This window comes from Rhodococcus sp. WB1 (assembly GCF_001700945.1).
In the GTDB taxonomy this organism is placed as follows: Bacteria; Actinomycetota; Actinomycetes; order Mycobacteriales; family Mycobacteriaceae; genus Rhodococcus; species Rhodococcus aetherivorans.
The window spans coordinates 1170214-1194111 of the sequence record NZ_CP015529.1; the positions used below are offsets into that span (position 1 = coordinate 1170214).

Annotated in this window: 24 protein-coding genes; 18 read left to right on the forward strand and 6 right to left on the reverse strand. The window is 71.4% G+C overall.

Translation table 11 applies throughout. The annotated features are described in order from the left end of the window. Positions 1 to 56: 56 nt before the first annotated feature. The 4 genes from A4U64_RS05285 to A4U64_RS05300 all read left to right on the forward strand — a co-directional run bounded on the left by A4U64_RS05285 (position 57) and on the right by A4U64_RS05300 (position 3422). Positions 57 to 758: a winged helix-turn-helix transcriptional regulator gene (locus tag A4U64_RS05285; RefSeq protein ID WP_029545165.1), complete on the forward strand. Its 702-nt coding sequence runs from the start codon at positions 57 to 59 to the stop codon at positions 756 to 758. Positions 759 to 851: 93 nt separating this feature from the next. Then, complete coding sequence (gene mshA / locus A4U64_RS05290; protein WP_006936015.1) at positions 852 to 2189, forward strand: D-inositol-3-phosphate glycosyltransferase; 1338 nt, start codon at positions 852 to 854, stop codon at positions 2187 to 2189. Then, the gene (locus A4U64_RS05295; RefSeq protein ID WP_006936013.1) at positions 2186 to 2704 is read left to right on the forward strand and encodes a YbjN domain-containing protein; all 519 of its coding nucleotides are present in this window, start codon (positions 2186 to 2188) and stop codon (positions 2702 to 2704) included. Before mshA ends, A4U64_RS05295 begins: the two co-directional genes overlap by 4 nt. Before the next feature lie 379 nt (positions 2705 to 3083). Continuing rightward, on the forward strand, positions 3084 to 3422 hold the full coding sequence (locus tag A4U64_RS05300; protein ID WP_006936011.1) for a transglycosylase family protein: 339 nt from the start codon (positions 3084 to 3086) through the stop codon (positions 3420 to 3422). A 74-nt stretch (positions 3423 to 3496) separates the two neighbouring features. On the opposite strand, the gene A4U64_RS05305 is transcribed toward A4U64_RS05300, so the two are convergent. Together A4U64_RS05305 and A4U64_RS05310 are read right to left on the reverse strand one after the other, a co-directional pair. Continuing rightward, positions 3497 to 4669, reverse strand: a complete 1173-nt coding sequence (locus tag A4U64_RS05305; protein ID WP_044475934.1) for a serine hydrolase domain-containing protein — start codon at positions 4667 to 4669, stop codon at positions 3497 to 3499. Between the two features lie 142 nt (positions 4670 to 4811). Then, positions 4812 to 5819 (reverse strand): helix-turn-helix transcriptional regulator, encoded by a 1008-nt coding sequence (locus A4U64_RS05310; RefSeq protein WP_044475929.1) that lies wholly within the window; start codon positions 5817 to 5819, stop codon positions 4812 to 4814. A 197-nt stretch (positions 5820 to 6016) separates the two neighbouring features. Here A4U64_RS05310 and A4U64_RS05315 point away from each other — a divergent pair, with 197 nt between their 5' ends. Beyond that, a complete protein-coding gene (locus A4U64_RS05315) occupies positions 6017 to 7603 on the forward strand; it encodes an AMP-binding protein (RefSeq protein WP_050035624.1) in 1587 nt (528 codons plus the stop codon). 4 nt (positions 7604 to 7607) lie between these two features. Here A4U64_RS05315 and A4U64_RS05320 read toward each other — a convergent pair whose 3' ends face one another. Both A4U64_RS05320 and A4U64_RS05325 read right to left on the reverse strand, forming a co-directional pair. Continuing rightward, complete coding sequence (locus A4U64_RS05320) at positions 7608 to 9224, reverse strand: FAD-dependent oxidoreductase (protein ID WP_043803252.1); 1617 nt, start codon at positions 9222 to 9224, stop codon at positions 7608 to 7610. A 138-nt stretch (positions 9225 to 9362) separates the two neighbouring features. After that, positions 9363 to 11129: a hydroxysqualene dehydroxylase gene (locus tag A4U64_RS05325; protein ID WP_029545157.1), complete on the reverse strand. Its 1767-nt coding sequence runs from the start codon at positions 11127 to 11129 to the stop codon at positions 9363 to 9365. Positions 11130 to 11261: 132 nt separating this feature from the next. Here A4U64_RS05325 and A4U64_RS05330 point away from each other — a divergent pair, with 132 nt between their 5' ends. The 3 genes from A4U64_RS05330 to A4U64_RS05340 all read left to right on the forward strand — a co-directional run bounded on the left by A4U64_RS05330 (position 11262) and on the right by A4U64_RS05340 (position 14112). Further along, the gene (locus A4U64_RS05330) at positions 11262 to 12008 is read left to right on the forward strand and encodes a phosphoglyceromutase (RefSeq protein WP_006936001.1); all 747 of its coding nucleotides are present in this window, start codon (positions 11262 to 11264) and stop codon (positions 12006 to 12008) included. Between the two features lie 218 nt (positions 12009 to 12226). Then, the gene (locus A4U64_RS05335; protein WP_231386031.1) at positions 12227 to 13345 is read left to right on the forward strand and encodes a sensor histidine kinase; all 1119 of its coding nucleotides are present in this window, start codon (positions 12227 to 12229) and stop codon (positions 13343 to 13345) included. Positions 13346 to 13422: 77 nt separating this feature from the next. Next, positions 13423 to 14112, forward strand: coding sequence for a response regulator transcription factor (locus A4U64_RS05340; protein ID WP_029545153.1), 690 nt, complete (start codon positions 13423 to 13425; stop codon positions 14110 to 14112). Here A4U64_RS05340 and A4U64_RS05345 read toward each other — a convergent pair. Continuing rightward, positions 14094 to 14924: a hypothetical protein gene (locus tag A4U64_RS05345; RefSeq protein WP_065922294.1), complete on the reverse strand. Its 831-nt coding sequence runs from the start codon at positions 14922 to 14924 to the stop codon at positions 14094 to 14096. The genes A4U64_RS05340 and A4U64_RS05345 overlap by 19 nt on opposite strands. Positions 14925 to 14969: 45 nt before the next feature. Here A4U64_RS05345 and A4U64_RS05350 point away from each other — a divergent pair, with 45 nt between their 5' ends. The 3 genes from A4U64_RS05350 to A4U64_RS05360 are packed head-to-tail and all read left to right on the forward strand — an operon-like array spanning position 14970 to position 18056. Further along, positions 14970 to 15923 (forward strand): Ppx/GppA phosphatase family protein, encoded by a 954-nt coding sequence (locus A4U64_RS05350; protein WP_029545150.1) that lies wholly within the window; start codon positions 14970 to 14972, stop codon positions 15921 to 15923. Further along, on the forward strand, positions 15920 to 17080 hold the full coding sequence (locus A4U64_RS05355) for a hypothetical protein (RefSeq protein ID WP_065922295.1): 1161 nt from the start codon (positions 15920 to 15922) through the stop codon (positions 17078 to 17080). Before A4U64_RS05350 ends, A4U64_RS05355 begins: the two co-directional genes overlap by 4 nt. Before the next feature lie 13 nt (positions 17081 to 17093). Continuing rightward, complete coding sequence (locus A4U64_RS05360; protein ID WP_006935986.1) at positions 17094 to 18056, forward strand: sugar phosphate isomerase/epimerase family protein; 963 nt, start codon at positions 17094 to 17096, stop codon at positions 18054 to 18056. Here the strand turns inward: A4U64_RS05360 and A4U64_RS05365 are convergent. Next, positions 18012 to 18431 (reverse strand): hypothetical protein, encoded by a 420-nt coding sequence (locus A4U64_RS05365; RefSeq protein WP_006935984.1) that lies wholly within the window; start codon positions 18429 to 18431, stop codon positions 18012 to 18014. The genes A4U64_RS05360 and A4U64_RS05365 overlap by 45 nt on opposite strands. 82 nt (positions 18432 to 18513) lie before the next feature. On the opposite strand from A4U64_RS05365, the gene A4U64_RS05370 reads away from it, so the two are divergent. The 7 genes from A4U64_RS05370 (at position 18514) to A4U64_RS05395 (ending at position 23886) form a co-directional block, all read left to right on the forward strand. Continuing rightward, entirely contained in the window at positions 18514 to 19185 is a 672-nt protein-coding gene (locus A4U64_RS05370) for a MerR family transcriptional regulator (protein WP_043803244.1), read from the forward strand. Then, complete coding sequence (locus A4U64_RS05375; protein ID WP_065922296.1) at positions 19182 to 20036, forward strand: thioesterase family protein; 855 nt, start codon at positions 19182 to 19184, stop codon at positions 20034 to 20036. Before A4U64_RS05370 ends, A4U64_RS05375 begins: the two co-directional genes overlap by 4 nt. Positions 20037 to 20085: 49 nt before the next feature. Further along, positions 20086 to 20904, forward strand: coding sequence for a pyrroline-5-carboxylate reductase (proC, locus tag A4U64_RS05380; protein WP_029545142.1), 819 nt, complete (start codon positions 20086 to 20088; stop codon positions 20902 to 20904). 121 nt (positions 20905 to 21025) lie between these two features. Beyond that, the gene (locus tag A4U64_RS05385) at positions 21026 to 21262 is read left to right on the forward strand and encodes a helix-turn-helix domain-containing protein (RefSeq protein WP_003937551.1); all 237 of its coding nucleotides are present in this window, start codon (positions 21026 to 21028) and stop codon (positions 21260 to 21262) included. Between the two features lie 202 nt (positions 21263 to 21464). Then, positions 21465 to 21566: a 30S ribosomal protein bS22 gene (locus tag A4U64_RS27640; RefSeq protein WP_003402602.1), complete on the forward strand. Its 102-nt coding sequence runs from the start codon at positions 21465 to 21467 to the stop codon at positions 21564 to 21566. A gap of 224 nt (positions 21567 to 21790) precedes the next feature. Further along, positions 21791 to 22867 (forward strand): NAD-dependent epimerase/dehydratase family protein, encoded by a 1077-nt coding sequence (locus A4U64_RS05390; protein WP_044475927.1) that lies wholly within the window; start codon positions 21791 to 21793, stop codon positions 22865 to 22867. Beyond that, a complete protein-coding gene (locus A4U64_RS05395) occupies positions 22864 to 23886 on the forward strand; it encodes a lysophospholipid acyltransferase family protein (RefSeq protein WP_006935972.1) in 1023 nt (340 codons plus the stop codon). The genes A4U64_RS05390 and A4U64_RS05395 overlap by 4 nt, the downstream gene beginning before the upstream one ends. The last annotated feature ends 12 nt before the right edge of the window (positions 23887 to 23898 follow it).

Below are 23898 nucleotides of genomic sequence, written 5' to 3' on the forward strand. Positions count from 1 at the left end.
CGGTAGGGGCGCAGATCGATGCCGCCCAGTGCACGTTCTGGACCTACTCTGGAGATGTGCGCGAGTACGGGCAGTACTGTCCGGTCTCGATCGGCAGCGAAGTGCTCGCCGACCGGTGGACCCCGCTGATCCTGCGCGAAATGGTCTACGGCAGTACCCGTTTCAACGAGATTGAGCGCGGCCTCCCCGGCATCTCCCGCACCCTGCTGGCCACCCGGCTGCGGCACCTCGAACGCAAGGGCGTGCTGGAGCGGGTCCCGCAGGCCCGCGGCTGCGAGTACCGCCTGACCCCGGCCGGCCGCGAACTCGCCCCGATCCTCGTCGCGATCGGGGAGTGGGCGGTGAAGTGGTTGTTCGCCGAACCGGTGCCCGCCGAGGTCGACCCGGTGACGCTGACGTGGTGGATGCACCGCCGGGTGGACCGCGACCGGGTGCCGCAGCGGCGGGTGGTGATCGAGTTCGACTACACCGGTCCCGCCCCGATTCGCCTGTGGATCGTCCTGGACCGGGGCGAGCCGTCGGTGTGCCGCAAGCCGCCGGGGTTCGACGTCGACCTGTACGTGACCGGGGAACCGGTGGCCCTGATGCGCGTCTTCGCCGGCACCCGGACCCTCGCCGAGGCGATCGACGACGGCAGCGTGCAGGTGCACGGGCCGTCCGCGCTGGTGCGCGAGTTCGGGACCTGGTTCCTGTGGAGCCCCTTCCACGCGGCGGTGCGCCGCGCCGTCGCGGGTTTCGAGGCCGGCGAGCATTCCTGAACGGCCGGGGTGCCGCGTCGAGCAGCCGCAGCGCGCCGGAGCGCAGGGGAGGGCGGAGCCGGGCGGGGATGTGCGGCAGGGCAGTATGGAGAAGTGACGTCGAAGTCGAACAGCCGTCCCCGCCGCGTGGCCGTCCTGTCGGTCCACACCTCGCCGCTCGCGCAGCCCGGCACCGGGGACGCCGGCGGGATGAACGTCTACGTTCTGCAGACCGCCGTGCAGCTCGCGCGCCGCGGGGTCGAGGTGGAGATCTTCACCCGGGCGACGTCGTCGGCCGACCCCGTGGTGCAGGAGGCGGCACCCGGCGTGCTCGTGCGCAACGTCGCGGCCGGTCCGTACGAGGGGCTCGACAAGCACGACCTGCCCACGCAGCTGTGCGCGTTCGCGGCCGGGGTGCTGCGGGAGGAGGCCCGTCACCCGCAGGGCTACTACGACCTCGTGCACTCGCACTACTGGCTGTCCGGCCAGGTGGGCTGGCTCGCCCGGGACCGGTGGGGAGTCCCGCTGGTGCACACCGCGCACACGCTCGCCGCCGTGAAGAACGCTTCGCTCGCCGACGGTGACGTACCCGAGCCCGCGGCCCGGCAGATCGGCGAGCAGCAGGTGGTCGCCGAGTCCGACCGGCTCGTCGCCAACACGGTCGACGAGGCGGCGCAGCTCGAACGCAGCTACGGCGCCGACCCGTCGCGGGTGGACGTGGTGGCGCCGGGTGCGGACCTGTCCCGTTACCGGCCGGGGGACCGGGCGGCCGCCCGGGCGGGCCTCGGCCTCGACCCCCGCGAGACGATCGTGACCTTCGTCGGGCGCATCCAGCCGCTCAAGGCACCGGACGTGCTGCTGCGGGCCGCTGCGGCGGCGATGTCCGCCGACCCGGAGGTACCCCTGCGCGTGCTGGTGGTCGGCGGGCCCTCCGGCACGGGACTCGAGCGGCCGCACTCGCTGATCGAACTGGCCGCCGAGCTCGGAATCGCCGCCCGGGTGACGTTCCTGCCCCCGCAGCCACCCGAGCGGCTGGTGCAGGTCTACCGCGCCTCGGACGTGGTGGCGGTGCCGAGCTACTCCGAGTCGTTCGGCCTGGTGGCGATCGAGGCGCAGGCCTGCGGAACCCCCGTGCTGGCCGCGAACGTCGGTGGCCTCGGCGTCGCGGTGCGCGACGGCGAGACCGGGCTGCTCGTCGACGGCCATCGCACCGACGACTGGGCCGCCGCGCTGCGCGCGCTGGTCACGGACCCGGGACGGCGGGCTGCGCTCGCGGCGGCCGCGCCCCTGCACGCGGAGAACTTCTCCTGGGAGCACACCGCGGAGGGTCTGCTCGCCAGTTACCGTAAGGCCGGTGCGCTGCGGAACCGTTCGCTCGGGACCGGCGAGTTCCCGCTGCGCCGGCAACGCGGAGTGTGGAAGATCCGGCGGACGACGGGGGTACGGGCGTGAGCGAGCGACTGAGCGAGACGATCGAGGCGACGCTGCGCGATCGCGGCCTCGAGTTCTCCCGCAAGGAGGGTGGGCACTTCGTCGTCGACCTGCCGGGGGAGAACAAGCTCAAGACGACGACGCTGCTCAGTCCCGGCAACCACGGCCTGCGCATCGAGGCGTTCGTGTGCCGCAAGCCCGACGAGAACTTCGAGGGCGTCTACCGGTACCTGCTCCGCCGCAATCGGCGGCTGTACGGGGTCGCGTACACCCTCGACAAGATCGGGGACATCTACCTCGTCGGCCGGATGTCGGAGGCCTCGGTCACTCCGGACGAACTGGACACGGTGCTCGGCCAGGTGCTCGAGGCCGCCGACCACGATTTCAACGTCATTCTCGGACTCGGATTCCTCACCTCCATCAAGCGGGAGTGGGAGTGGCGGGTCTCGCGGGGCGAGTCGCTCCGCAATCTCGAACCCTTCCGGCACCTGATCGAGGACGGCCGGCCCTTCGTGGTGGAGGACGCGCAGCCGTAACGCCGCGATATCGGTGACCCGAGCCACAATATTACTGTGAGCATGGTCACATAACGGCCGTGTAACTACACGGTTTCGAAACGGCGATTACTCGGACGTCACCTGGGAAAACGCTGCCGCCCGATCTTGGAATGTGAGACGGGCGTGCCGGAAAACAGCGCGTGACCGATCCGTGATGAGTCTCTAGCGTCGTAATCAGCCCGATACCACCGGGCAAGCAACACCGGCCCGTCGCCGCTGACTCTGCCCCGCGGGACCGGAACTCGATACCTGATCGAGGGGCAGGGACGAGGCACAGCTCCGAATCCGGGCAGCGGGATCGACATCGTCGGCCGCCGCAGTGCCTCGCCAGCAGACGCGAGAGGAATTCAACCGCATCATGGCAAACTTCACCTTCAAGCGCGCCCTCGGCACCGTCGCCGCCACCGCGGCCCTGGCCGTCACCCCGTTCGCACTCGGCACCGGCACCGCCAACGCCGCCTCCGGCAACTGGGACGCCGTCGCGCAGTGCGAGAGCAGTGGGAACTGGGCCATCAACAACGGCAACGGCTACCACGGTGGCCTGCAGTTCTCGCCGAGCACCTGGAACGCCTACGGCGGCCAGCAGTACGCCCCCACCGCCGACCAGGCGACCCGGGAGCAGCAGATCGCCATCGCCGAGAACGTCCTCGCCGGCCAGGGCGTCGGTGCGTGGCCGGTGTGCGGTCAGTACCTCTGACCCCACCGCCCGGGCTCACGCCCGTAGCAGCCGAACGAACCCCGCGTGCACCGCACGCGGGGTTCGTCGGGTTCTCACCGGATCCGCGACGCGGCCGACCGGCGGTAGGCGGCGGCCTCGAAGTCGAGGTATCCCCCGAACGAGACGGCGTCGGCGAAGGGCAGGATCTGGGTAGCCCAGAAACCGGCGATGCCGTTCTGGCGGTCGATCCAGTAGTACAGGTTCGCCAGGCCGGCCCAGCCGAGCGCCCCGGCGGGCCGACCCGTCGGCGCCGGCTCCTCGTTGACCATGAACGTGTATGCCCAGTCCTTGGGTAGCCCGGGGAAGAACTCCGCATCGTTCGACAGCGCGGGGATCACGCCCGGCAGGGCGGTGATCTGCTGCCCGTCCAAACCGCCGCGCACCGCGTCGGCGACCGTTCCGGCGGCCAGCACCCGGCCGCCGGGCGCGTCCCCGTCGCGCAGCCACATCCGGAGGAACCTCAGGTAGTCCGGGACGGTCGTGTACAGACCGTGGCCCCCCATGTGGACCTCCGGATCCTGGGGGAGCACCATCTCGGGCATCGGTACGACGGTCCCGTCCTCGCCGCGCTGGTGGACGACGGCGAGCCGGTCGCGCATGTCGGCGGTGAGGGTGAACGCCGTGTCCGCCATCCCGAGGGGCTCGAAGATCCGTTCGCGCATCACCTCCCCGAGGCGCCGGCCCCGCACGGCCTCGACCACCAGCCCGCACCAGTCGATGTTCGAGCCGTACATCCACCGCTCGCCCGGATCGAACAGCAGCGGGGTCCGCAGCGCGGCCTTCGACGCCGTGATGACGCTGGGCTGACCGTGCTCCTCGGCGAGACGCCGGTAGTTCTCGTCGAAGAAGTCGTACCCGAGGCCGGCTGTGTGGAGCAGCAGCATGCGGGTGGTGATGTCCCGTTTCGGCGCGCGCAGCAGGGGCTCGCCGTCCGTTCCGAAGCCCTCGAGAACCTGGAGGTCCCCGATCTCCGGCACATACCGGGCGGCGGGGACGTCGAGGTCGAGCAGGCCCTCCTCGACGCACTGGAGTGCTGCGGTGCCGGTGATCGCCTTCGTCGTGGAGAAGGCGGCGAACACGGTATCGGCGGTCATGGCCGTGCCGGACCCGGCCGCCCGTTCCCCGGCCACCCCCGAATACACCACGTCGTCCCGGTCGGTGAGCATGGCCACCACGCCCGGCAGGCCCCCCGGGCTGTGGGTGAGTTCCCGTAGGGCTGCATCCATGGTGCTCGCGAAGTCGTCTGTCACGGTTCCTCCTGTGCGCGGGTCCGCCGCCGGTGGGCTCACCGGCGTCGGATGCGGACGCTACGGACAGGGGTGTGACGTGGGCCACCTCCGATCGGCACGCGCTGTCGGATTTCGGCATTCACCGTCCGCGGGCCCGGGCGAGGGTCCGCGACGGGTTCTCGCCGAATCGGCGACGGTAGGCGGCGGCGAAGACGCCCATGTTGACGTAGCCCCAGCGGGCCGCCACCGCGGAGACGGTGCACTCGGCCGACGCCGCGGCGAGTTCGTCGCGGATGTGCTGCAATCGCACGTCGCTCAGGTACCGGTTCGGCGTCGTGTCCAGGTGGCGGCGGAACCCGCCCGACAGTGCGCGCACGCTGACGCCCACGGCGGCGGCGATCTCGGAGACCGTGGGCAGATCCGCGGCGTGCTCGCGGATGTACTGTTCCGCGCGGCGGACGTACGCCGGCGCGGCCGGCTGCCGGTCGGCGTCGAGCGCGACGCCCGCTGCGGCGGCCCATTCGGTGACGAGGTGACCGAGGAGCAGCTCCTGCAGGTGAGCGCCCGGCGGGCCCTGCGCGATGCGCACCGGATCGGCGCGGATCGCGCGGACCGCATACGCGAGCAGCGCGTTCCAGCCCGACGATCCGGCCCCGACGACGCACTTGTGCTGCCACAGACGGTCGTCGGGAACGACGCCGAACCAGCGGTCGGCGAGGTCGGCGACGAGCCGGTGCGGCACCGTCAGGTTGAGCTGGAGATGCTCGTCGTCGAAGTCGACGCGGTGCTCGATCCGGCTGCAGTCGGCCACGAAGGTGGCGCCGGAGTCGATCTCCACCTCGCCCGCTGCGACCCGGTGCCGGGCGTGACCGCGGATCGTCGTCAGCACCAGGATGTTGCCGGCCTCGGCCGAGAGCTGGTCGACGGTCACCGGGATCCCGTACCGGAACCGGGTGAGCACGATGTCGCCGATCGCGGCGGAGAACATGCTCGATCGCGGGCGCAGCAGGCGCCCGCTCGGCCGCACGCGATAGGGCATGTACACCTGGTCCGACCACGCCCGGATCTCGTCCCAGTCCGTCGAGACCGTCGCCGGCGAGGGGGCGCAGCCGGAGAACGGGTCCAGCGAATGCACGACGTCCGTCATCCGGCCGAGCCTAGAGCGCCGGGGCGGGCGCCGACACTGCCCGATCGGCTGGGTCCGGGCGCGCGCGACCGGGCACGCGACGGCCCCCGACGCGGTAATGTCCGGCGTGCGTGTGACTGCCTTCACAGCGGTCAGGTACCGTACTCCCGGCACGTCTGGCACGGCGTGCCACAGAGTCCTGCTCCCGAGGAGAACCCATGAGCTTTCGCAGCCCGTTTCCCGACGTCGAAATCCCGGCACTGAGTGTCTACGACTTCCTGTTCGGTTCGATCGCGGAGGCGGACCTCGGTCGCCCGGCGCTGATCGAGGGCGCGTCGGGGGCCGTCACCGACTACCGCGCCCTGATCGGGCAGATCGACGCGATCGCCGGGGCCCTCGCGGCGCGCGGCGTGGGGGTCGGCGACGTCGTCGGCCTGCTCTCGCCGAACGTGCCCGCCTTCGCGTCCGTCTTCCACGGCATCCTGCGGGCGGGCGCGACCGCCACCACGATCAATGCCCTCTACACCGCCGAGGACATCGCCAAGCAGCTCGAGGATTCCAAGGCGACGTTCCTGTTCACCGTCTCCCCGCTGCTGCCGCACGCGAAGGAGGCCGCGGCCAAGGTGGGCATCGCCGACGACCGCCTCGTCGTGCTCGACGGCGCCGAGGGGCACCCGTCCCTGCGCGACCTGCTCGCCGAGAACGCGCCCGCCCCCGAGGTGTCGTTCGATCCGGCCACCCATCTGGCGGTGCTGCCGTACTCGTCGGGCACCACGGGCCGCCCGAAGGGTGTGATGCTCACGCACGCCAACCTGGTCGCCAACGTGTGCCAGATCAACCCGCGCATGGGCATCGGCGCCGCCGACAAGGTCCTCGCCGTGCTGCCGTTCTTCCACATCTACGGCATGACCGTGCTGCTCAACGCGGCCCTGTACAACCGGGCGTCGCTGGTGACGATGCCGAAGTTCGACCTGCCGGAGTTCCTGCGGATCGTCGCCGAGCAGAAGTGCACGTACGTGTTCATCGCGCCGCCCGTCGCGGTGGCCCTCGCCAAGCACCCCCTCGTCGACCAGTTCGACCTGTCCAGCGTGCACACCGTGTTCTCGGGTGCCGCGCCCCTGGACAAGGAACTCGGCGGTGCGGTGTCCGCGCGGCTCGGCTGCAAGATCCGCCAGGGCTACGGCATGTCGGAGATGAGCCCGGTCAGCCACGCCATCCCGTTCGACGGCGACGACGTGCCGCTCGACTCGGTCGGCCCGACGATCGCCAACATGGAGTGCAAGCTGGTCGACCCGGGCACGCTCGAGGAGGTCGCGTACCCGACCGGCGAGGGTGTCTCCGAGCCGGGTGAGCTGTGGTGCAAGGGCCCGAACGTGATGGTCGGCTACCTCGGCAACCCGCAGGCCACCGCGGAGACCCTCGACGCCGACGGGTTCCTGCACACCGGCGACATCGCCACGGTGGACGCGGCCGGCAACGTCACGATCGTCGACCGGCTCAAGGAACTGATCAAGTACAAGGGCTACCAGGTGCCGCCGGCCGAGCTCGAGGCGCTGCTGCTGACCCACCCGCAGATCGCCGACGCCGCGGTCGTGGGCGTGCTCGACGACGAGGGCGAGGAGGTGCCGAAGGCGTTCGTCGTGCGCCAGCCGAACGCGGAGCTGACCGAGGACGAGGTCATCGAGTTCGTCGCCGAGCGCGTCTCGCCGCACAAGAAGGTGCGCCGGGTGCAGTTCATCGACATCGTTCCGAAGTCCGCCGCGGGCAAGATCCTGCGCAAGGATCTGCGCACGCCGACGGCGTAGCCGGTTAACGTCCGGGCCGCAGGATCCGGCCGAGATGCGCCGCGAGCGCCTCGATCGTCGGATCCTGCGCCCGGAACCCGACGTAGCCGTCCGGCCGCACCACCACGGCCGCGGCGGCACCGCCGAACCCGTACGCCTGCGCGGCGCGGCCCGCGTCGTCGCGCAGCACCCTGCCGTCGGCCGGCGTCCCGGCGGGTCCCGCCACGAGCACGTACGCCCGCAGCGCGTCGCCGAAACGGTCCGCCGCCCGCTCGGCCAGCTCCCGCTGGGACGCCAGCGCCTGCACCGTCGGCGCCCACAGCAGCACCGTGTGACCGGGGTGGCGCAGCAGCTCGTGCAGCCGGAGCGGCGACGCGACGGCGTCCTGTCGCAGTCCCGTCGCGTCCGGGGCGCGATCACCCGGGGCCGGACCGCCGCCGTCCGGCACGTCGCCGCCCACGAGCGGGCTGCCGGGGTAGCCGAGCAGCAACTGGGCCTCGCGCGCGATCGCGGTCGCCGCGTCCGTCTCGCCGGCCCCGATGCCCTGCCGGGCGTGCCGCACGGTGCGGCCCACCACCTCCTCCCCGATGGGGCGGCGCTCGGCGTCGTAGCTGTCGAGCAGGCCGTCGGCGGCGCGGCCCTGCACCGCCAGCGCGAGCTTCCAGCCGAGGTTGTAGGCGTCCTGGATGCCGGTATTCATGCCCTGCGCCCCGGTGGGCGGATGGATGTGCGCGGCGTCCCCGGCCAGGAACACCCGGCCCCCACCGTAGTTCCCGGCGAGGCGGTGGCTGATCCGGAACACCGACGACCAGCGCAGGGCACTCGCCCGCGTCGGTTCCGGCGCCAGCCGGTCGAGCACCGCCTGGATGTGACCGAGGGTGGGCCGGCGCCCGCCCTCGAGTCCGTGCGCGACGGTTCCGACGCCGGGCGCGGACGTCGCCAGGTCCGGCGCGACGAACGTCGACAGGCGGTAGCGGCCGTCGCCGGGCAGCGGGATGCACACCATCATGTCCGTCGTCGTGCCGTCGGTCCGCGTCGACGCGCGGATGCCGTAACCGGCCGGCATCGACCAGTCCAGTTCGACGTCGGCGAGCATGTACTCCTCGGGGAAAGCGTCGCCGTCGAAGGACACCCCGAGGCCCTTGCGCACGGCGCTGTGCGCGCCGTCGCAGCCGACCAGATAGCGGGCGGCCAGCCGCGTCGTGTCCTCGCCGTCGCGCAGGGCGGCGACCACGCCGTCCGCGGTCCGGTCGAAGCCGGTCAGTTCGACGCCGCGGCGCACGACGGTACCGTGCTCGGCCAGGGCCTGCGTCAGCACCCGTTCGGTGGCGTACTGGGGCATGCAGACGAATCGGTACGGCACGTCCTCGGGCAGTGCGAGTTCGAGGCGCATCACCTCCTGCCCGTCGACGTACACGAGCTGCCCGTGCATCGGCGCGGACACGTCGAGCGACGGCCGGAGCACGCCCATCGCGTCCCACACCTCGAGCGTGCGCGGCTGGATACCGACCGCCTTGGCGTACTGCGGCGGCTCCGGGAGCCGATCGACGATCACGACGTCGACGCCGCGCCGGCGCAGTTCCAGCGCGGCGGTCAGTCCGACCGGGCCGGCGCCGACCACCAGGACCGAGGTCTCGCTCATCGGGCATACCCTTTCGTCGCGTTCGAGGGAAGTATGTCCGAATCCGCCTCCGGCGCGTGCCCGTTCGCCGCATCCTGCTTCCGTGCCGACGGGACCACGCTCCGGACCCTCTCGCCGCCGGGCAGCGCGCGCCCGACGTCACACGTCGAGGATGTGCGGCAGCCCGGCGCGGTAGCGGTCGGCGTCGATCCGCCGCATCGGCTCGAGCTCGGGCGGCTCGTGCAGGCGGTACCGCGCCGGCGGTGCGGCGGGCGAGTCGGCGGCCTCGAGCAGCGCGGCGACGGCCGCCCGCGCCGATTCGCCGGCCGATTCCATGGTCGCGAGATCGATGTCGGTGCGGACGTAGTCGCCGGCGAGGAAGAGGCTCGGGATCGCGGTGCGCGCGTCCGGACGGTCGGCCCACGAGCCGGCGGTGTTGACGAGCAGGGGAGTGTCGTTCGTGTTGCGGGCCTGCGCGGCGTCCCACCGGACGCCGGGATCGAGGAACCACGAGACGACGTCGTTCTCGTCGAGGACGCCGGTGCCGGTGTCGTCGAGGCACGCCGACATCTGCGCCCACGTCTCCCGGGCGATCTCCTCGGCGGTGCACTCCTTCGCGGTCTTCCCGTGGAGGATGCCGGGGGTGTCCCAGTCGGAGATGTCCACCGACAGGCAGTCGTGGGCACTGCCGTCGCCGTAGCGGGCGGCGAAGTCCCCGCGCCAGAACTGGCCCTGGCTGATGGAGGTCAGGGCCCACGGCGAGCCGAGGTAGGCGACGTGCCCGTCGGCGATCGGGGTGGGCCGGCGCAGGAAGTACTGGATGCCCACCATCCAGTCCGTCTGCAGGTTCCGCATGGCTCCGAGCCGCGGATCGGCGGCGACGATCCGCGGTGACCACAGCGGCACGGCCCGCTCCACGGGCATCGCCGCGACGTACCAGTCGGCCTCGGCGACGGCGCGGGTGCCGCCGCCGTCCACCAGCCGTACTCCGGTGATCGAGCCCGAGGAGATGTCGAGAGCCTCGGCCGCCCAGCCCATTTCGAATCGAACGCCGAGGGCGCGCAGGTGCGCGGACCACGGGTCGATCCAGGCCTCGTTCGTGGGGGCGGCGAGGAGCCGGTCCAGGTGACCGTACTCGGGGACGGTGCCCATCGCGTTCCACACGAACGCCTGGCCCATGATGCCGATGGTGCGGGTGGACGCGACGGTGGGCCGGGCGGCCACCAGTTGCCGGGTCAGCGCCGAGACGAGGATGTTGCGGTAGGCCGGCGACTTGCCGTCGGCCTCGAGCGTCTGCGACCACGTCTGGTGCTCCCACTGGCCGTGGCGGCGTTCGAGGCTGCTGGTCAGGAACATCACCAGCTTGCGGGTGAAGACGGCCAGCTCGTGCGGGGGGATCGCGCCGCCGAGGGAGAAGGCGGCGGCCAGGGACTCCTGCAGCGAGGCGGGGTCGAGGACGTCGGGGCGCAGCGGCGCGATCGACGCGGGGGCGGTCAGGTCGGGCCCGCCGGGGATCGCCATCCGGAAGGCGGATCCGGCGACGAGGTTGTCGAACACGCCGTTCGGGTTGCCCGGGAAGGGGATCCGCCGCATCGTGTCGGGGATGTGCCGGTAGAAGCCCGGGAAGAAGCGGAAGCCGTGCTCGCCGGGCAGGTCGGCGCGTCCACCGGACCCGGTGCCCGGCGACGGGATGCTGCGGGCCTTGCCGCCGAGGGCGGTCGGTTCGAAGACGGTGACCTCGAAGCCGCGTTCGATCAGTTCGTGGGCGGCCGTCAGGCCCGCTATCCCGCCGCCGAGCACGGCGACGCGCCGGCCCCCCGAGCGCAGCGCGGGCGAGCGCGGTGCGGCGTGAGCGGTCGTGGGCGCGACCGCGACCGCGCCCAGGGCGGTGAGGAAGGTGCGGCGGGAAAGCCGGGTGTCGAACACGAGAATCCCCCGATCCGGACGTCGTTCTGAAAACAACCGTTGTCACATATATCCGATGTGTGCGGCCCGCGGGGCGGATTCGCCGAACGGTGCGGACGTGGCACCGCCGCCCGGGCGTGCCAGGATTGGCCCATGACCAACGGAACACTTGTGTTGCTCCGCCACGGCGAGAGCGAATGGAACGCGATGAACCTCTTCACGGGGTGGGTGGACGTGCACCTGACCGACAAGGGGATCGCCGAGGGCAAGCGTGCCGGCGAGCTGCTCGCGGAGCACGGTCTCCTGCCGGACGTGCTGTACACGTCGCTGCTGCGCCGCGCGATCAGCACCGCCAACTACGCGCTCGACGCCGCGGATCGGCACTGGATCCCGGTCGTGCGTGACTGGCGCCTGAACGAGCGGCACTACGGTGCGCTGCAGGGCAAGAACAAGGCGGAGATCAAGGCGGAGTTCGGCGAGGAGCAGTTCATGCTGTGGCGCCGCAGCTACGACACCCCGCCGCCCCCGATCGAGCCCGGCAGCAAGTACAGCCAGGACAGCGACGTCCGGTACGCGGACGTCGACGAGGTGCCGCTCACCGAGTGCCTGAAGGACGTCGTCGAGCGCCTGATCCCGTACTGGGAGGAGACCATCTCCCAGGACCTGCGGGCCGGCCGGACCGTTCTGATCACGGCCCACGGCAACTCGTTGCGCGCCCTCGTCAAGCACCTCGACGGGATCTCCGACGAGGAGATCGCCGGGCTGAACATCCCCACCGGCATCCCGCTGCGCTACGACCTCGACGAGAACCTGCGCCCGCTGAACCCGGGCGGCACGTACCTCGATCCCGAGGCGGCCGCGGCCGGTGCCGCCGCCGTCGCCGGCCAGGGCGGACGGTAGTCCCTCCGGGGGCCGCGGGCAGCCGTCCCGCGGCCCCCGGGAAACGGCCGGTGAACACGCGGCAAATGCCGCGAACATGCGGCGTGACGTGCGGCGGAATGCCCCGACCCGCTGTCACCGTCCCGCCGTGCCTACGTACGATTCGAGACGTGACTGTTGTGCAGGCCGTGCTGCTCGCCGGGGCCGCCGTCCTCGGTGCCGTGTTCGCGATCGTGCTGATGCGGCTCCTCCGGGGGCGGGCCACCGACCGCACGGACGCCGACCTGACCATGGCCCAGGTGCTCGACCGCGTCGTCTACGGCGCGGACACGGGCATCGCCGTCGTCGACCGGTTCCACGACGTCATCCTGTTCAACCCGCGCGCCGAGGAACTCGGCCTCGTCCGCAACCGGCTCGTCGAGGACTCGGCCTGGGCGGCCGCCACCCGGGTCCTCGAGACCGGTGAGCCCGCCGAGCTCGACCTCACCGCGAAGAGCCCGCGCGGTCGCGAGCGCGTCGCGGTGCGCTGCGTCGCGCGGCGCCTGCTCGACGACGACGCACGCTTCGTCGCGCTCTACGCCTACGACGACTCCGAGCAGGTCCGGATGGAGGCCACGCGCCGGGACTTCGTCGCCAACGTCAGCCACGAACTCAAGACGCCGGTGGGCGCGATGGCCTTGCTCGCCGAGGCCCTGCTCGAATCCGCCGACGACCCGGAATCCGTGCGGCACTTCGGAACCCGGCTGCAGAGCGAGGCCAACCGGCTCGGCAACATGGTGACCGAACTGATCGCGCTCTCGCGTCTGCAGGGGGCCGAGAAGCTCCCGAACCTCGAGGTGGTCGAGGTCGACGACGTCGTCGAGGAGGCGCTGCGCCGCACCCGCCTGACCGCCGAGAACGCGCAGATCACCGTCACCACCGACGCCCCCAGCGGCTACGAGGTCCTCGGCGATCAGACGCTGCTCGTCACCGCCCTGGCCAATCTCATCGAGAACGCGGTCGCCTACTCGTCCCCGGGCTCGCCGGTCTCGGTCAGCCGGTCCCTGCGCGCGGGCAAGGTGGCGATCGCGGTGACCGACCGCGGCATCGGGATCGAGAAGGAGGACCAGGAGCGCGTCTTCGAACGGTTCTTCCGGGTCGACAAGGCCCGTTCCCGCGCCACCGGCGGCACCGGTCTCGGCCTGGCGATCGTCAAGCACGTCGCCGCCAACCACAACGGGGAGATCCGGTTGTGGAGCCAGCCGGGAACCGGATCGACGTTCACGCTCCTCATCCCCGCCCACTCGGCCGACCCCCGCGAGTCGCAGGTCGCCTCCCCTCGCCGCGAGGGCGGGGCGGCGCTGACGGCGGAGCGGTGACGACCACGCCGACATCCACGACGAGAAACGGAAGCGAGCCGGATGCACCAGGTAACGGAAGGTACGGAGGACCAGCAGTGACGCGTGTGCTGATCGTGGAGGACGAGGAATCGCTGGCGGATCCGCTCGCGTTCCTGCTGCGCAAGGAGGGCTTCGACACCACCGTCGTCGGCGACGGACCGTCGGCGCTCGCGGAGTTCGACCGGGCCGGCGCGGACATCGTCCTGCTCGACCTGATGCTGCCCGGCATGAGCGGCACCGACGTGTGCAAGCAGCTGCGCAGCCGGTCCGGCGTGCCGGTGATCATGGTGACCGCTCGCGACAGCGAGATCGACAAGGTCGTCGGCCTCGAGCTGGGAGCGGACGACTACGTCACCAAGCCGTACTCGGCGCGTGAACTCATCGCCCGGATCCGCGCGGTGCTGCGCCGCGGCGGGGAGAGCGACGCCGAGTCCGCACAGGACGACGGGATCCTCGAGGCCGGGCCGGTGCGGATGGACGTGGACCGGCACGTCGTGCACGTGGGCGGGAAACCGGTCACCCTGCCGCTCAAGGAGTTCGACCTGCTCGAGTACCTCCTGCGCAACTCCGGCCGGGTGCTCACGCGCGGCCAGCTCATCGACCGGGTCTGGGGTGCCGACTACGTCGGCGACACCAAGACCCTCGACGTGCACGTCAAGCGGCTGCGTTCGAAGATCGAGGCCGATCCCGCCAAGCCGCAGCACCTGGTCACCGTCCGCGGCCTCGGCTACAAGCTCGAGGGGTAGGGGGCGGGCTCCGGCGTCCGCTCGGCGGCGGCCGTCGTCGCGGGGTGCACGGCGATCAGGCCCAGCCCCTCGCGGCGGCGGCACAGCCGCGCGAGCTCCTCGTAGGCGGCATCGCCGATCAGCTCGCGCAGTTCCGGCGCGTACGACTGCCACACCGGCGAGACGCCCACGTGGGCGTCCGGCGATCCGGAGCAGTACCAGTCCAGGTCGTGGCCGCCCTCGCCCCAGCCGCGCCGGTCGTATTCGGTGACGACGGTGCGCAGCACCTCGGTGCCGTCGGGGCGCTCGACCCAGTCCTGGGTCCGGCGGATCGGCAGCTGCCAGCACACGTCCGGCTTCACCTCGAGGGGTTCGATGCCGCGCCGCAGCGCCATCTTGTGCAGCGAGCAGCCGATACCACCGGCGAAACCGGGCCGGTTGAGGAAGATGCAGGCACCCTTGTAGCGGCGGGTGCGCAGGGCCGGCTCGTCCTCGAGGTCGTCCTCCTCGAGGTAGCCCTTCTTGCCGAGTCCCTTCTCCATGAACTGCCAGTCCTCGGGAGTGAGATGTCTCACGGCGGCGTCCAGCTTGGCGCGATCGTCGTCGTCCGACAGGAACGCCCCGTGGGAGCAGCACCCGTCGTCCGGGCGGTCGGCGATGATGCCCTGGCACGCGGGCGTGCCGAACACGCAGGTCCAGCGGGAGAGCAGCCACGTCAGGTCGGCGGCGACGACGTGCTCGCTGTTGTCCGGGTCGGTGAACTCGACCCATTCGCGCGGGAAGTCGAGGGGAACTTCGGGGGCCGGGACCTGCTTGTGTGCGGCGCCGGGCATACCTGCTGTCACAGGACCCGACGGTAGACCCAGTACCGTATGTATGTGCGCCTAGGGGTACTCGACGTCGGAAGCAACACCGTCCATCTGCTCGTGGTGGACGCTCATCGCGGTGGCCATCCCACCCCCATGAGTTCGACGAAGGCCACCCTGCGCCTGTCCGAGAACACGGACGACCGCGGCGACATCACCCCGCAGGGCGCCGACCGGCTGGTCGAGACGGTCGCCGACTTCGCGGGCATCGCCCGCACCTCCGGGTGCGAGGAGCTGATGGCCTTCGCGACCTCCGCGGTGCGCGACGCCAACAACTCCGAAGCGGTTCTCCGTCGCGTCCGCGCCGAGACCGGCGTCGCACTCGAGGTGCTCTCCGGCGTGGACGAGGCCCGGCTGACGTTCCTGGCGGTCCGGCGCTGGTACGGCTGGAGCGCGGGACGCATCCTGTGCCTCGACATCGGCGGAGGCTCCCTCGAGCTGACCTTCGGCGGCGACGAGGACCCGGACTGCGCGTTCTCGCTGCAGCTCGGCGCCGGTCGCCTCACCCGGGACTGGCTGAGCGAGGACCCGCCCGGCAAGCGGCGCGTCGCGGTGCTGCGGGACTGGCTCGACGCCGAGCTCGTCCGGCCCGCCCAGGAGCTTCGTGCGGCCGGCGTTCCCGACCTGTGCGTCGGAAGCTCGAAGACCTTCCGCACCCTGGCGCGGCTGACCGGTGCCGCCCCGTCGTCGGCGGGCCCGCGCGTGCGGCGCACCCTGACCGCCGCCGGGCTGCGTCAGCTCATCGCGTTCATCTCCCGCATGACGACCGCGGACCGTGCCGAGCTCGAGGGCGTGAGCTCCGACCGGTCGCAGCAGATCGTCGCCGGTGCGCTGGTCGCGGAGGCCGCCATGCGCGCGCTGGGAGTGGAGACGCTCGACATCTGTCCCTGGGCCCTGCGAGAGGGGCTCATCCTCCGCAAACTCGACACCGAGATGGGGGGCGAATTGATGGTGGTTTCGCAATGACGGACGGTCACAGCACCGACACCGGGCAGATCTCCGTCGCGGAGCTGCTGGCCCGGAACGGCCAGAAGGTGAATTCCCGCGCCGGCGGACGTCGCCGCCGCGGCGTCAGTGGGGGAATCTCGGTCGCGGAACTGACCGGAGAGATTCCCGTCAGCATTCCGGAGCCCGAGCCTCCGGAGACGAAGGCCCCGGAGGCCCCGGAGGTCGAGGCTCCGGTGGCCGAGCCGGCCGCGTCCGCCCCGCCTGCGGCGCCGAAGGCGGCGCCCGTGGTGCCGGCGAAGGCGGCACCCGTGGTGCCGGCGAAGCCGGAGCCCGTGGTGCCGGCGAAGCCGAAGGTGGAGCCCGTAGTGCCGGAGAAGCCGAAGGTGGGGCCCGTGGTGCCGGCACAGGCGCAGCCCGTCGTGCCGGCGAAGGCGGGGCCCGTGGTGTCGGCGACGCCGAAGGTCGAGCCCCTCGCACTCGAGGCGCCGAAGGTCGAGCCGGAGACCCAGGTCCAGCCGTCGCCGCCCCGGACGCGCGAGGAGCCGGCAGCCGCCGAGCGGGTGCAGCCGGTGAAGGTCGAGTCGCCGACCGAGATCATCCGCCCGGCCGTCCTGCCGCGGCGGGCGCGGGCCCACGCCGAGGTGACCGCGAGCGCGCCGGCGCGGCCCGCCGACGCCCCCGAGCCGAGGCTGCTGTCCGGGCCCGCGAGCGACCTGCGGGGCAACGGTGACGACACCGCCGACGGCGACACCGAGACGATCGGCGAGCCCGTCGCCGCGGACGAGCCGGACGAGGAGAAGCCGGAGGAGCGGTCCGCGCGGTCACGCCGTCGCCGCGGCACTGCCGCCCCGGCGGAGACCCCGGCCGCGGCTGAGCCGGACGAGGCCCCGTCCGACACCGGTGAGCCGCGCGGCGCGATCGGTCAGTGGGTGCGGCTGATCGGCGAGGGCGTCGTCGCGATCATCGCGGGCGCGCTGCTGTTCAAGGGCTTCGAACAGTTGTGGGACGCGTTGCCGTGGGTGGCGTTCGCGCTCGCACTTCTGGTCATTGTCGGCCTGGTGGCGATGGTGCGCATCCTCCGCCGCACCGACGACATCACGAGCCAGCTCATCGCTCTCGCCGTGGGCGCCTTCGTGACGTTCGGTCCGCTGTTGTTCCTGCTGCCCACCGGCTGATCCGCACGTCGTCATGAGCGTCCTTTCGCGAGAGATCCTGGTCGGGTTGTCGACCGCCTCGGTGTATCCGGAGAACACCGAGGCGGCCTTCCGCTATGCGGCCGAACTCGGCTACGACGGCGTGGAGCTGATGATCTGGGCCGAGTCGGTGAGCCAGGACGTGCGGGCGGTGCAGGCGCTGGTGCGCAAGTACGGCGTACCGGTGCTGGCGGTGCACGTGCCGTGCCTGCTGATCTCGCAACGCGTGTGGGGCTCGGACCCGGCCGCGAAGCTCGAGCGGTCGGTGCGGGCGGCGGAATCGTTCGGTGCCACGTCGGTGGTGGTGCATCCGCCGTTCCGGTGGCAGCGCCGCTACGCGGACGGCTTCGCGGATCAGGTGGCGGACCTCGAGGACCGCAGTCACGTGGTCGTCGCGGTGGAGAACATGTACCCGATGCGCGCCGACGTGTTTTTCGGCGGCCGCGACCGGACCGCCCAGCGCATGCGCAAGCGGGGCGGGCCGGGCCGGGCGGTGTCGGCCTACAGCCCGTCGATCGATCCCACCGACACCGGCTTCGCGCACTACACGCTGGACCTCTCGCACACCGCCACGGCGGGGATGGACGCGGTGGCGCTCGCCGAGCGCATGGGCGGTGGTCTGGCCCATCTGCACCTCGCGGACGGCCACGGTGCTTCGACGGACGAACATCTGCTCCCGGGCGAGGGGGGCCAGCCGTGTGAGCAGGTGTGCCGGCTCCTCGCCGAGAGCGACTTCTCCGGGCACGTCGTCCTGGAGGTCAGCACCCAGGGGGCGCGTACCCGGTCCGCGCGGGCACGGGCGCTGGCCCAGGCGCTGGCCTTCGCTCGCGAGCATCTGCACCGCGCCCCCCGACTGGCGATCACCACCGGGCCCGAGCATCCGCGTTCGACGGCGATCGAGCAGGTTCGCGCGTCAGGCCAGGGCGCCGATCCCGGCGCCGAGAACCACGACGCCTGAGATCGTCACCCCGGCGACGAGGGCGGCGGCGCCGAGCCACACCGAGGCGATCATCGCGCCCGGCCGCCGGGGGTCGGGGCCGAGCACGGACAGGAAGAATCCGGCCGGGATCAGGATCGCCGAGCCGAGCACGGCGAGCGCGCCGGCCGCGGCCCATCCGGGTGAGGCGCCGACCGCGTCGGTGAGCACCGCCACGAGCAATCCCAGGGTGACGAGGACGCCGGCGTGGGCGTGACCGGCCCGGAAGAAGGCCTTCTGCAGCTCGTTGGCCGGCACCCGCCCGCCGGTGACGCGCAGCAGGAACGTGCCGCCGAAGGCGATCCCGGCGACGGTGAGCAGGGTGGCGCCGAGGGCGATGACGAGTACGGGATGCACGAGGTCCTCCTCGCAGACAATTGGATAGTTGCAATATCCAATACTGGATAGTTGTACTATCCGATGTCAAGAGGAGGTGGCAATGCGGATCTCGGAACTGGTGGCCCGCACCGGCGTCCCGTTGGCGACCGTGAAGTACTACCTGCGCGAGGGCCTGCTGATGCCGGGCGAGGCGACCAGCGCCACCCAGGCCCGGTACGACGAGCGGCACGTCCGCCGCCTCGCCCTGATCCGTGCGCTCGCCGCCCAGGGGCTGCCGCTGCCGCGCATCCGCGAGATCGTCCGTCTCCTCGACGGCACCGACGAGTCGCTGTTCGTCGCCCTCGGCCGGGCCATCGCCGCGCTGCCGCCCTACCCGCCCGACGACGACGCGCCCGAACCCCGCGACTGTCCGCGTGCCCGGCGCGTCCTCGAGCGGCTCGGCCAGCTCTACGACCCGCGGTTCGCGGCCGTCGCGCAGCTCGAGCGAGCCCTGGCCGCCCTCGAATCCGCCGGCCTGGCGATGAGCGACGAGCGCATCGACGTCTACGGACGGCACGTGCTCGGCATCGCCGAGCTCGACCTCGACCTGCTGCCCACCCGGTCCCGGGATGCGACGGTCGAGGCGGCGGTCCTCGGCACGGCCCTGTACGAACCCGTCCTCACCGCGATGCGCCGCCTCGCGCACCAGCACCTTGCCGCCCGCCGCTTCACCGAGTTCTTCCCACCCGGTTCCCTCGACAGCCCCGTCGCCGATTCCCAGGAGCAGCAGTGACCGACGCCGTGCCCGATCCCGAGAACCACCCGTTCCGCGACCTGACGACACTCGACGCCGCCGGCGACGATCGCTGGCTCGCCCACATCGCCCCGGTCTGGACGATCGGCCCCAAGGTGCACGGCGGTTGCATGCTCGCCGTGTGCGCCGCGGCGGCCCGGTCGGCGCTGCAGGCCGCCGGGTCCGATCCGGCCGTGCAGCCCCTCGCGGTGAGTGCCGGGTTCGTCGCCGCCCCCGACCCCGGCGACGTGCAGCTGACCACCACCGTCCGCAAGCTGGGCAAGCAGGTCGGTCTGGTCGACGTGGAGCTGGCCCAGGGCGACCGCATCGCGGTCCGTGCCTCGGTGACGCTCGGGCAGCCCGACGCGGGCGAGCCGCGATACACCGCGCCGCACCCGGTCACCGGGCTGCCGGTGCAGCCGCCCGCCGGCGCGCCCCTCATCGGGCCCGGCCACCCCATGGCGCAGGTGGTGAACCTGTGCGGCGGGGCCGACCTCGTCGTGGACGAGGCCAGCGCCCGCTTCCTCGCGGGAGAGCAGGGCGAACCGGTGGTGCGGATGTGGGCGCGGCCGTGGCCGGGGGACGAGGCCGACGTCGACACCGCCGTGCTGTTCGCGCTGATGGCCGGGGACATCTCGGCCCCGGTCACGATGAACCGCGGCCTGTTCGGCTGGGCTCCGACCGTGCAGCTCACCGCCTACCTGCGGCGACTGCCGGCGCCCGGCTGGCTGCGGATCATGGCCGACAGCACGGTCCTGGGCAACGCCTGGTTCGAGGAGGACCACACCGTCGTCGACGCCACCGGCGCCGTCGTCGTGCAGAGCCGCCAGCTCGCGATGATCCCGCGCTGATCGTCGGGGCGATGCGGGGCACGACAACGGTCGTGGCAGGCTGTTGCCCATGACGAGAATTGCGGTGATCGGTGGCGGCAGGATCGGCGAGGCGCTGGTCTCGGGGCTGCTGCAGAGTGGATTCGCGACCAAGGATCTGGTGGTCGTCGAGAAGTTCCCGGCCCGGACCGAGGAGCTGGCCACCGAGTACTCGATCCGCGTCACCGACTCGATCGCCGACGCGGCCGAAGGCGCCGACGTGCTGGTGATCGCGGTCAAGCCGGGCGACGTGGACGTGGTGCTCGCGGACCTGGGCAAGGCCGACCTGGACAGCGACCGCGAGAAGCTGCTGATGTCGCTGGTGGCCGGCGTGCCCACGTCGCGGTACGAGAACAAGCTGCCCGCCGGATCGCCGGTCGTGCGCGTCATGCCCAACACCCCGATGCTGGTGGGGGAGGGTGCGAGCGTGATCGCCGCCGGCCGGCACGTCAAGCCCGACCATCTGGCGCTGGCGCGCGAGATCCTGGAGTCCGTGGGTACCGTGACGGTGGTTCCCGAGTCCCAGATCGACGCGGTCACCGCCGTGTCCGGTTCCGGCCCGGCGTACTTCTTCCTCGTCGCCGAGGCGATGATCGATGCGGGCGTCGCTCTGGGCCTGACGCGGGCGACCACCACCGAGCTGGTGGTGCAGACGATGACCGGTTCGGCGGCCATGCTCGCCCGGTCGGGGGAGAACGCCGCCGACCTGCGTGCAGCGGTGACATCGCCGGGCGGAACCACCGCGGCGGCGATCCGGGAACTCGAGCGCGGCGGCGTCCGGACGGCGTTCTACGAGGCGCTCGCGGCGGCCCGGGACCGCTCCGCGGCCCTCGGTTCGTCCGGGGATTGAGGAAATTCGTCGCGCGCATCGTCGCACGGGAACCATTGGTCACGCTAAGCTCGATCGAGCACGTGCGTGTCTGTTCCGCCGGAGGGGAAGCCGGCGGCGCGGGACGTGCCGGAGGTGTGTAATGGTATCTGGAAGCAAACCGTCGAAGGGTCAACCCGAGGACGGTCAGTCGGTTCTCTCCGGCACCCAGTTCCTCACCGTCGCCGAGGTGGCGGCGCTGATGCGGGTGTCGAAGATGACCGTGTACAGGCTGGTGCACAGCGGGGAACTGCCCGCCGTGCGAGTGGGGCGTTCGTTCCGGGTGCACGCCAAGGCTGTGCACGACTACCTGGAAACGTCCTACTTCGACGTCGGCTGAGCGGTCGACGACCGCAATCGAACCCGGAGCGGACCTCGGTTTCACCGATCGAAACCCGCCCCGGTAGGATTGCTTGTCGTCGTACCGGCCACCCGGTGTCGTGAGGCGCTGAGCTCGTCACCACGAGGCCCAGCGTCGACAACAGGCGTACGTCACCGGCGTGCGCGCAGGAACGCTAGAGAGAACGTGAGGGAAAACCCAGATGGGTTCTGTGATCAAGAAGCGCCGCAAGCGCATGTCGAAGAAGAAGCACCGCAAGCTGCTCCGCCGCACCCGAGTGCAGCGTCGTAAACTCGGCAAGTAGATCGATCTCCCGATGCCCGTCACCCCGCGGTGGCGGGCATCGAGCGTTTCCGCCGGCTCGTCGGCGGCCGGCGAGCGGAATGTCCGGTTCGGCCGGAATGCGGAGTGTGCGCCCGAGGGGCCGAAGGTCCCGCACAGGGGCCATTCCGGTGATCGGTTACTCCGGTGTAATGCTTTGTTGCGAAAGTCACCGTATCGTGAGAGACCGGAGTGACGGCAGGGGGTATGTGGGTGAGTTCGGAGATCGACGGTATCGACCCGCCGAGGGTGGCCCTGGTGACCGGAGCGAGCCGATTCCTCGGTGGCTACCTGGTCACCCGGCTGGCGCAGCATCCGGCGGTCGAGCGCGTCATCGCGGTCGACACCCAGTCGCCCACCAAGGACATGCTGCGGCGCATGGGCCGCGCCGAGTTCGTGCTCGCCGACATCCGCAACCCCCTCATCGGCAAGGTCATCCGGAATATGGACGTCGACACCGTCGTCCACGCGTCGACCCTCACCAAGGCTCCCAAGTCCGGTAGCCGCGCCGCGATGAAGGACATGAACGTCCTCGGCGCGATGCAGTTGTTCGCCGTGTGCCAGAAGACCCCGTCCGTGCGGCGCGTCGTGCTGCGCTCGTCGTCGGTGGTGTACGGCTCGAGCGCGAAGGACCCCGCGAAGTTCACCGAGGAGATGAGCGCGCGCCGGCGGCCGACCGGCGCCTTCGCCCGCGACATGATCGAGGTCGAGGGCTACCTGCGCGGAATGGCGCGCCGGCGGCCCGACATCGCCGCGACGATCCTGCGTCTCGCCCCGACGGTGGGCAACCATATGCCCGGCTCGGTATCGCGGTACCTCACCTCGCCGATCGTGCCCACCATCCTCGGTCGCGACGCCCGGTTGCAGTTGCTGCACGAGGAGGACGCCCTCTCGGCGCTCGAACGGGCCACCGTCGCGGGGCCGCCCGGGACCTACAACGTCGCCGGCGACGGCATCGTGATGATGTCGCAGGCCGTGCGGCGGGCCGGCGGACTGACCGTGCCGATGCCCTACGGGTTGTTCCGCACCGTCGGGCAGGCACTGATGGGGCCGGTGATGAAATCGTTCAACAAGGAAGAACTCGACTACTTCCACTTCGGGCGCGGCCTGGACACCACGCGGATGCGCACCGAACTCGGCTTCGAGCCGAGGTGGACCACCAAGCAGGCACTCGACGACTTCGCCCGCAACGTCGGACTGCGGCGGGTCGTCCGGACGGAATGGGTCGATCGAACCGAGTCGGTCCTGCTCTCGGCGCTCGGAGAGCGGATGGAGGCGCGATGACAGAAGTTGCCAAGGTGATCCCGCTCCACGGTGGGACTGGGTCGGCGCGGCGGGCGGCCGCACGTCCGGGTGCCGGTTCCGGTCATCCGTCGACGTACGGCCTCGGCTCGCCGACACCACCCGAGCGCCCCGAGCTGCCCGTGCAGGAGACGGCGGCCGACGGGTTCCTCGACGATCTGCGGCACAAGCTGGTCGGGCAGATCACCGGTACCGCCGAGTTCCTCCGGCGCCGCATCACGGGCGACTACGAGGTGGACGACTTCGGGTTCGATCCGCATTTCACCGACAACGTCCTGCTGCCCGCGCTGCGGCCGCTGTTCGAGAAGTGGTTCCGCGTCGAGGTGCGGGGCATCGAGAACATTCCGGCCGACGGCCGCGCGCTGATCGTCGCCAACCATGCCGGCACGTTGCCGGTGGACGCGCTGATGACCTCCGTCGCGGTGCACGACCTCGCCCACCGTCCGCTGCGGATGCTCGCGGCCGACCTCGCCTTCGGGATGCCGGTCGTCGGCAGCGTCACCCGCAAGGCCGGGCACACCCTCGCGTGCCATCCCGACGCCGAGCGGCTCCTCCGCGAGGATCAGGTCGTCGCGGTGTTCCCCGAGGGGTACAAGGGGCTCGGCAAGCCGTTCAGCGAACGCTACAAGCTACAGCGGTTCGGGCGCGGGGGCTTCGTCTCGGCCGCGCTCCAGACCAAGGCACCGATCGTGCCCTGTTCGATCGTGGGCTCGGAGGAGATCTACCCGAAGATCGCCGACCTCACGTCCATCGCCCGGCTCCTCGGCCTTCCGTACTTCCCGATCACCCCGCTCTTCCCGGCTCTCGGTCCGCTGGGCATCGTTCCGCTGCCCTCGAAGTGGTACATCGAGTTCGGCACACCGATCGCCACCGACGTCTACGACGACGCCGCGGTGGAGGATCCGATGGTGCTGTTCGAGGTCACCGACCACGTGCGGGAGACCATCCAGCAGACGCTGTACCGGTTGCTCACCAAGCGGCGCAACGTCTTTCTCGGCTAGGGCACCGGCCCC